This window comes from Streptomyces sp. NPDC058239 (assembly GCF_042882185.1).
GTDB lineage: Bacteria > Actinomycetota > Actinomycetes > Streptomycetales > Streptomycetaceae > Streptomyces.
In genome coordinates this window covers 76814-84684 of record NZ_JBHVWS010000043.1, presented here as the reverse complement: position 1 = coordinate 84684, position 7871 = coordinate 76814, and the positions used below count along the sequence as shown (strand labels likewise).

The window sequence follows — 7871 nt, the reverse complement described above, 5'->3', positions numbered from 1 at the left end:
GCGGGGGGGCGCCGCGATCAGGGTGGTGGCGGCCGTTCCGGGGACGGGGAGCGGTCGCCGGTCGGGTCAGTCGCGACCGTCGTGGTGGTTACGGCCGCCACGGTTGTCGTGGCCGTTGCGGCCGTCGTGACCATTGCGGCCGTCGTGGCCATTGCGGCCGTCATGGTCCCGGCCGTCGCGGTCGTGGTCGCGGCCGCCGCGGTCACGACCATCGCGGTCACGGTCCCGGCCGTCGCGGTCGTGGTCGCGGCCGCCGCGGTCACGACCATCGCGGTCACGGTCCCGGCCGTCGTGGTTGCGGCCATCGCGGTCGCGGCCCCAGGACTTCGAGTCGACCCTGTGACCGTACGCGTCCCGCAGAGTCGCCGTGTCGCCGGCGTCCCATACGTAGTGGCGAAGGTCCTGGTAGACGTCGCGGCTGGTGTCGCGGCCGACTCCGGTGTGCACACGCACCGAGGAGCGGCCGGCCAGCCGCAGGTCGAACCGGTAGGTGCGGCGGCTCTCGTCGCTCAGGGTCCAGCCGCGGAGGTTGACCGAGTGACGGCCGGTGTTGGTGACGGTGACCCATTCACCGTTGAGGCTGTAGTTGGAGCCGTTGTCGTAACCGGGGCTGTTGTACTGGATCGCGCCCAGGACCACGGACGAACGCGGGTCGGTCCAGGTGTGGCCATGACCGCGGTCGCGACCGATCCCATGGTCGTGTTCGGCTGCGATCGCCGGCAGTGCGGCGGCGGCCACCAATGCGCCGGAGGCGAGAACGGTAGCGGTGAGCCGCCGTGCGGAACGGGACATGAAGACCCCTCAGATGCGGGCCCGGACCGTGCGGTCCGAGCGTTTTTCGGACTCGGTCTGTTGCCGAGAACGCACACTGTGGCCCGATTGACCGAGTCACGAAAGACGCACCGATACATGTTACGAAGTACGGACATTTCCGTCACACGCGTCTGTAACCGGCACACATCCGACCCTCCGAGTACCTGTCAACCCCTGCCCGCTGCACCCATCCGCGCGACACCGAACCGATGCAGCCGGAGGTGGCATCCAATACCCGGCGCACACCCACCCACCCCCTGCGTGACCGGTCCGGGAAATCCGTAACAACCACAGTCCGCACAGTCTTGAACACCCGTTCCCTTACCTACGGAAAGAAGAACGACAGTTCCACTGCGAGCCATTGCACCGCGAGAACAAGAGTGGTTGAGTGACAGAGGAAGATATGAATTGAGGTTCAGAACATCGCTGACACGCCCTCGTCGAGCCGGCCGTCACCGCGGGTATCGCCGCAGGTGGGCTGCCTGCGGCGCATGCACAGCTGTCGGCCGCCGCCGTGATCGGGGCGGTCGGCGAAGCACTTCTCGGCCCGTTGTCTCCGGTTGGCGAGCGGACCGACCCGGGACCGGTCGTGGAGGGCATCGCCACGCTGTGCCTCAGAGCCGTCGTAGCCGGCGGCACCTGAGCGCGAGCCGCACACCGACGCGCCCACTCCCCCGCCGCCCCGCCCACGGACCCAGGACAGGAACCCGCGATGACCCTCACCCCGCACCGGACCGACGTTCGACCCGAAGCCCCCGCGCCGCACCCCACCCATGAGGTCACCAACCAGGCGCCGCCCCGGACCGGCCTCGACGAGTACGGCACCAATCTGCCGCTCGCACAGGCCGTCCGGACGTTCGGCGCGGCCTGGCACGAGCCGGAGCTGCACGACATCGGCACCCTGGTCGGTTCCGAGGGGTTCCAGACCAGTGCCGAGCTCGCCCACACCTCCCCGCCCGTCCTGCGCACCCATGACCGTTACGGCAACCGCGTCGACGAGATCGACTTCCACCCCGCGTACCACGAGGTCATCGGCGCGGCGGTCAGTCATGGCACGCACACCGCGGGCTGGGCCGACCCGAAGCCCGGAGCAGCGGTGGCGCGGGCGGCTTCGTTCATGCTGTTCGCCCAGATCGAGCCCGGCCACGCCTGCCCGATGTCCATGTCGCATGCCGTGGTCCCGGTCCTGCAGCGCGATCCGGACGTGGGACGGGACTGGCTGCCCGGCCTGCTCAGCCGTTCCTACGACCCGCGGCTGATCGCCCCGGGGAGCAAGTCCGGGCTGACCTTCGGCATGGGGATGACGGAGAAGCAGGGCGGCTCCGACGTCCGCGCCAACACCACGCGGGCCGTCCCGCTGGCCTCCGACCCCGAGGGCCGAGCCCATCTGCTCACCGGCCACAAGTGGTTCTTCTCGGCCCCGCAGTCGGACGCCTTCCTGGTCCTGGCCCAGGCCGAGGCCGGGCTCACCTGCTTCCTCGTACCGCGGGTACTGGCCGACGGCACCCGTAACACCGTGCGTATCCAGCGGCTGAAGAACAAGCTCGGCAACAAGTCGAACGCCTCCTCCGAGGTGGAGTTCGACGGCACCTGGGCGGTACGGGTCGGCGAGCCCGGCCGCGGCGTCCCGACCATCATCGAGATGGTCAACCACACCCGGCTCGACTGTGTGCTCGGCACCACCGCCGGCATGCGCCAGTCCGTTTCCGAGGCGATCTGGCACGCGCACCATCGCAGCGCGTTCGGTGCCCGGCTGGTCGACCAGCCGGCCATGACGGCGGTCCTTGCCGATCTGGCGCTGGAGACGGAGGCCGCGACCTGGACCTCACTGCGCCTGGCCCATGCGTACGAGGCCGACAGCGGCGAGTCCGAGGCGATGTTCCGGCGGCTGGCCACCGCGGTGTCCAAGTACTGGATCTGCAAGCGCGGCCCGCACCACGCCTACGAGGCGCTGGAGTGCCTGGGCGGCAACGGCTACACCGAGGACTGGCCGCTGGCCCGGCGCTACCGCGAGCAGCCGGTGATGGCGGTGTGGGAGGGCTCCGGAAACGTCATCGCGCTCGATGTGCTGCGGGGCGTCGCCAGGACCCCGCAGTCGCTCGACGCCTTCTGGGCCGAGCTGAATACCACGGCCGGTGCCAGTTCCGTACTGGACGCACACATCCGTCGGGTACGCCAGGAGCTGGCCGAGGACCTGCGCGACCCGTCGGCCGCGCAGACCCGCGCCCGGGCGACCGTCGAGGGCATGGCGCTGGCTCTGCAGTCCTCGCTGATGCTGCGTCACGCTCCCGCGGCAACGGCCGAAGCGTTCGTCGCCGCCCGGCTCGGCGAGGCCCGTGGTCATCAGTACGGCATCCTGCCGCGCGGCACCGATGCCGCGGCGATCGTGGAGCGGCACTTCGGCGGGACCGTCTGAGGCAGTCACCGCCGCCGATCCCCCGGTGCGGCAACGACGGGCGGGCAGAGGCCGAAGAGAGCCCCCGCCCGCCCGTCGTCGTACGGCGTATCCGCCGTCTAGACGAATTGCTCCGCAGGGCGTCGGCGGGTCCAGCCGAGCAGGATCACCGAGCACACCGCCGCGAAGGCGCACCAGGTCGAGACGGACTCCAGCCGCCAGAACAGCACAGACGGCGGCCCCGACCGCGACCAGCACGCCGAGCCATCGCAGCAGGCGGTCCCCGGCCAGGAGCAGTGAGCCCACTGTGGCCAGGAGGTACCCGCCGACGAGCAGCCCGGAGCCGGGGAGGTCGAGGACGTAGCCGAGGGTGTGCCCGCGGATCTCTGCGGTCACGGGACGGGTCGCCAGGCAGTACGCGAGCGAGACGGCGGTCGCGATTCCGGCCGCGAGGGGCACCAGCAACCGGCGTCGGGCGTGCGGCGGCTCGGCGCTCAGCGCACCCAGCGGAACCCACAACGGCAGCAGCGGAAAGGCGATGACGGCCCAGGCAAGGGTGGCGGGCCCGGTGCCACCGCCCGAGCGCCAGATCACGGACTCGATGATCTGATGGGCCCCGAGGAGCAGCGGCAACGCCGCGAGCGGCAGGTCGCGGACCCGGCGCACCTGCACGACACACGCCACTCCGACGGCAACGATGCAGGTGCCCGCGACGAGATCGGCGGTCGCGCTCCAGCACATGTCTCCCCCCTGGACCCGGCATTGCGGCTTCGGCCTCTTCCGTGCGCAACGCTACGGCTCTCCCGGCAGGCGCCCGATGTGACACGACCGGCACACTCCGCCGCTGCGGCTGCGGCTGCGGCTGCGGCTGCCGCTGCGGCGGGCGAGGATCACGGTCAGTGCCGCGATTGCGACCACTGCAAAGGCTCCCGCCGCGCGCCTGGTCACCGGGCCGGCTGCTGTGCGCAGCAGATCGATCGACTCGGCCTCGCGCATCGGAAGTCATACGGATTTCAGCCGCGGCGGGTGGATCGCCCCGACCGTGTCCGCGAGCGGGCTGCCGGTGCCGCCCCAGCGCAGTGCGACGATCTCCGCCGCGATCGAGACGGCCACCTCCTCGGGGGTACGCGCGCCGAGGTCGAGGCCGATGGGCGAGCGCAGCCGGGCCAGTTCCGCTTCGCCGAGACCGGTCTCGCGCAGCCGGGCCAGGCGGTCCTCGTGGGTCCGGCGGCTGCCCATCACGCCGATGTACGCGGCCGGGGTGCGCAGGGCCACCTCCAGCAGCGGAACGTCGAACTTCGGGTCGTGGGTGAGTACGCACAACACTGTCCGTCTGTCGATCTCCGTGTCGCTCAGGTACCGGTGCGGCCAGTCGACGACCACCTCCGCACCGTCCGGGAAGCGGCGGGGGTCGGCGAAGGCGGGGCGGGCGTCGCAGACGGTGACGCGGTAGCCGAGGAACGCACCGATACGGGCCACCGCGGCAGCGAAGTCGATGGCGCCGAAGACCAGCATCCGGGGCGGCGGGGCGAACGACTGGAGGAACACGGTGACGTCGTCCTCGCGCCGTTCGCCGTTGGGGCCGTAGTGCCGCAATCCGGTTGCGCCTTGGGCCAGTTCTCCTCGCGCGTCGGCGGTGACGGCGGCGTCGAGGCCGCTCGCGCCCAGCGATCCTGAGACGGTGTCCGGCCAGACGGCGAGGGCGGCGCCGCGCGGGGCGGGTCCGTCGGTCACGGTGGCGACCACCACCGGGCGGTGCCCGGCGACCGATGCGGCGACCTCGCCGAAGGTGGTGTCGTACACCGCCGTCACGGGACGCACGAGGAGTGTGATCTCGCCGCCGCAGGTGAGGCCGACGGCGAAGGCGTCCTCGTCGCTGTAGCCGAAGGTCTGGAGCTGGGCCCGGCCCGTTTCCACGACCTCCTTGGCCAGTTCGAAGACCGCGCCCTCGACGCAGCCGCCGGAGACGCTGCCCACGACCTCGTCGTCCGGGCCGACGGCCATCGCCGCGCCGGGACCGCGCGGCGCGCTGCGGCTGACCGCGACGACGGTGGCGAGCCCGAAGGGCTCCCCGGCTGTGTACCAGCGGCTGAGCGCCGGAAGGATCTCACGCATCGGCGGCCACCCCTCGCACCGTCTCTCCAGGCGGGCGCGAGGATCCGTCCGTCCCCGGTTGCCGCGATCTCGATGTCCTGGATCTGGCCACGCCCGTGACCGGTGGCCTGGTACAGGATGACCCGGGCCACGGGCAGGACCCGGGTCGAGGAGTACAGGGTGTATTCGTCGGAGGCCGTGGGCGCTGTGGAGGCCACGGCTCCGGGTTCCATGGCACTGGGAACGAGGCGCTGCCGGGTGTCTCGGCGGTGGAGCACGACGTCGGCGCGGGCCTTCTTCGCTGCGTAGTCACCCGTGGCGAACGGCCGGGTGCAGCAGCGATTGATGCCCTTGTCCGCGTGGACGAGCGGGGGCGTCGTGCCCAGGTCGAGGACGAGCGTCATGACGTCCTCCCCAGGGCTCAGGCCGTGGTGTCGGACCATGCGTACGGCGGTGCGACCGGCCCGCTCGCGGGTCCAGCTCCGACCGTTTCCAGTTCGTGGTCGGCGGCCTTCATCAACTGCGCGGCGACGTCCTTCATGGCTCGGCTCGCCGCGAGTTCGTCGCCGATGACGGGAACGTCCACGTCCTGCGGGTTGCAGCGGGCGACCCCATGTCCGATGAGCCTTTCGGAGCCGGTGTCCAGTACCGCCTCGGCCCTGGTCGTACCGTCCTCCTCGGACAGACCGACGCGGACCTGCCACTCCAGCGTGCGAGTCATCGCGCACCTCCTGCGACCGCGCCCGGCCTCGGTCCGCCGCCACGACGCGGTCCTGTCACCAGGATCCACCCGGCCGGGCCTGTTCGCGCGTTCCGGCTCGTCCTGCGGGGATCACACCGCCGAAATAGGATGCGTGGAGTCACTTCCACCGAGTGCTGAGCGGCCCTTGAACCGGTGTCGTCCTGCTCGTTCGGCCGGCGCCTGCGAACTGCTCACCACTCTGCAACAGCTCACCTCACGGGCACGCCGTGAGGTGAGCTGCATCAGGCGTGGGTGCAGCCGGCCGAGGCGCTGCAGCGCGGGATGCTCCCTTCGGCGCTGCCCGCCCTCCCGGGGCTGCAGACCGCTGCCCGGTACACGCCGGCCCTCAGCGGGCTGGACATCGGCGGTGACTGGTACGACGGATTCGTGCTGCCGGACGGTGCGCGGGCGTTCGCCGTCTCTACCTCGCACCCCCCGGGCGGCCAGGACACCGCTGCCGAAGGCCGCTCAACGGATGAAATGGCGCGCCAGGAAGTCGTTCCGGAACTTGCCCTCCGGGTCGAACCGGGCCGTCAGCCGTTCAAAATCGGCGTACTTGCCGTACAGCGCGCGCAGTGTCCCGGGGGTGGTGGTGAACACTTTTCCCCAGTGCGGCCGCGCACCGAACGGTGCCAGGGCCTCCTCGATCGCCCCGAGCACCGGTGCGACGGCGGCCGTGTCCGGCACCCAGGTGAAATGGAAGGCCACCGAGTCCCTGCCGCCCGCCGGGCTCAGCCACAGATCGTCGCGGGCGACGGTGCGGATCTCGGTGATCTGCAGCAGTGGGGCGATCCGCTCCCGGAGCCGGCCCAGTGCCTCGTACGCCGCAGGCGCGTCCTGCCGGGCCACGAAGTACTCCGACTGCAGTTCGTCCCCGTTGCTGGGGGTGAACTCCAGGCGGAAGTGCGGAAGGCGCCGGTGCCACGGTCCGGCAACACCCTGCTGGCGGGTGCAGTTCTCGGCCGGCATCCCGGCGATCGGATGACACGGCCCGTCCGCGAGCCGCGCGCCGAGCCACTCCTCGGGCGCCCGCTGCGGCCCCTCGGAACCCACCCGCTGCTTGAGCCACACCTGATTGAGCGGCCCCTCACGCCAGTCGGTGAAGACACTGACGCTGTACGCGGCCGACATCACCTCGTCGAAACTGTCCGTGAGCCGGGACTCGGGCAGATCCTCGTAGACCCACTGCTGTACGTCGAAGGCGGGCACCAGATCCAGCGTCAGCGCGGTCACCACACCCAGCGCGCCCATCGCCACCACGGCTCCGGGAAAATCCGCGTCGCCGCGCCTCAGCGACACGTTCCGGCCGTCGGCCGTGACCATGTCCAGCGCCCGGACGGCCCCCGCAATGGAACTGTTACCGACTCCCGAACCGTGGGTTCCGGTCGCGCAGGCCCCGGCGACCGAGATGTGCGGCAGCGAACCGAGGTTGTGCAGGGCGTACCCGTTCTCGTGCAGTACGCCGGCGAACTCCCCGAAGCGCAGCCCCGCGGCGACGGTGACCGCCCCTGCCTCCCGGTCGATCTCGACCCTGCGCGGCAGCCCGGCCACCGACACCAGATCGCCGCGGGTGTCGGCGACGGTGTTGAAGGAGTGCCGGGTGCCGAGCGCGTGTACCGCGGTCGAGGCGGACACCGTCTCCCGCAGCTCGGCCTCGGAGCGGGGCATACTCAGCCGCCGCGCGCCGAACGTGATGTTTCCGGCCCAGTTCTTCTCCGCGGGAGTCACCGCACGTCCCCACTTTCGTTCATGGCCGGGTGTCGTGATCCCGACGGTGCATCCTCCCAGACAAACCTGTTGGTGAGGCCACGCAACTGGTGACGTACA

Annotated in this window: 5 protein-coding genes and 3 pseudogenes; 2 read left to right on the top strand and 6 right to left on the bottom strand. The window is 71.0% G+C overall.

Annotated elements, in window-relative coordinates:
• Positions 1 to 300: 300 nt before the first annotated feature.
• Positions 301 to 792: pseudogene (locus ACFVYE_RS34170) on the bottom strand (lamin tail domain-containing protein); the annotation flags it as partial.
• 733 nt (positions 793 to 1525) lie between these two features.
• Between ACFVYE_RS34170 and ACFVYE_RS34165 the strand changes: the two are divergent.
• Positions 1526 to 3229, top strand: a complete 1704-nt coding sequence (locus tag ACFVYE_RS34165) for an acyl-CoA dehydrogenase family protein (RefSeq protein WP_383976357.1) — start codon at positions 1526 to 1528, stop codon at positions 3227 to 3229.
• 98 nt (positions 3230 to 3327) lie between these two features.
• Here the strand turns inward: ACFVYE_RS34165 and ACFVYE_RS34160 are convergent.
• The 4 genes and pseudogenes from ACFVYE_RS34160 to ACFVYE_RS34145 form a co-directional block, all read right to left on the bottom strand.
• Positions 3328 to 3949: pseudogene (locus ACFVYE_RS34160) on the bottom strand (DUF6629 family protein).
• A gap of 51 nt (positions 3950 to 4000) precedes the next feature.
• Positions 4001 to 4204 carry a hypothetical protein gene (locus ACFVYE_RS34155; RefSeq protein ID WP_389608103.1) on the bottom strand — a complete coding sequence of 68 codons (204 nt, stop codon included), beginning with the start codon at positions 4202 to 4204 and terminating at the stop codon, positions 4001 to 4003.
• 6 nt (positions 4205 to 4210) lie between these two features.
• Complete coding sequence (locus ACFVYE_RS34150; protein WP_383976358.1) at positions 4211 to 5323, bottom strand: XdhC family protein; 1113 nt, start codon at positions 5321 to 5323, stop codon at positions 4211 to 4213.
• A 400-nt stretch (positions 5324 to 5723) separates the two neighbouring features.
• Positions 5724 to 6023, bottom strand: a complete 300-nt coding sequence (locus tag ACFVYE_RS34145; protein ID WP_383976360.1) for a DUF1876 domain-containing protein — start codon at positions 6021 to 6023, stop codon at positions 5724 to 5726.
• A 166-nt stretch (positions 6024 to 6189) separates the two neighbouring features.
• Here ACFVYE_RS34145 and ACFVYE_RS34140 point away from each other — a divergent pair.
• A pseudogene (locus ACFVYE_RS34140) lies at positions 6190 to 6464 on the top strand (serine/threonine-protein phosphatase); the annotation flags it as partial.
• A gap of 48 nt (positions 6465 to 6512) precedes the next feature.
• Here ACFVYE_RS34140 and ACFVYE_RS34135 read toward each other — a convergent pair.
• Positions 6513 to 7772, bottom strand: a complete 1260-nt coding sequence (locus ACFVYE_RS34135; RefSeq protein ID WP_383976362.1) for a D-arabinono-1,4-lactone oxidase — start codon at positions 7770 to 7772, stop codon at positions 6513 to 6515.
• Between the last annotated feature and the right edge of the window lie 99 nt (positions 7773 to 7871).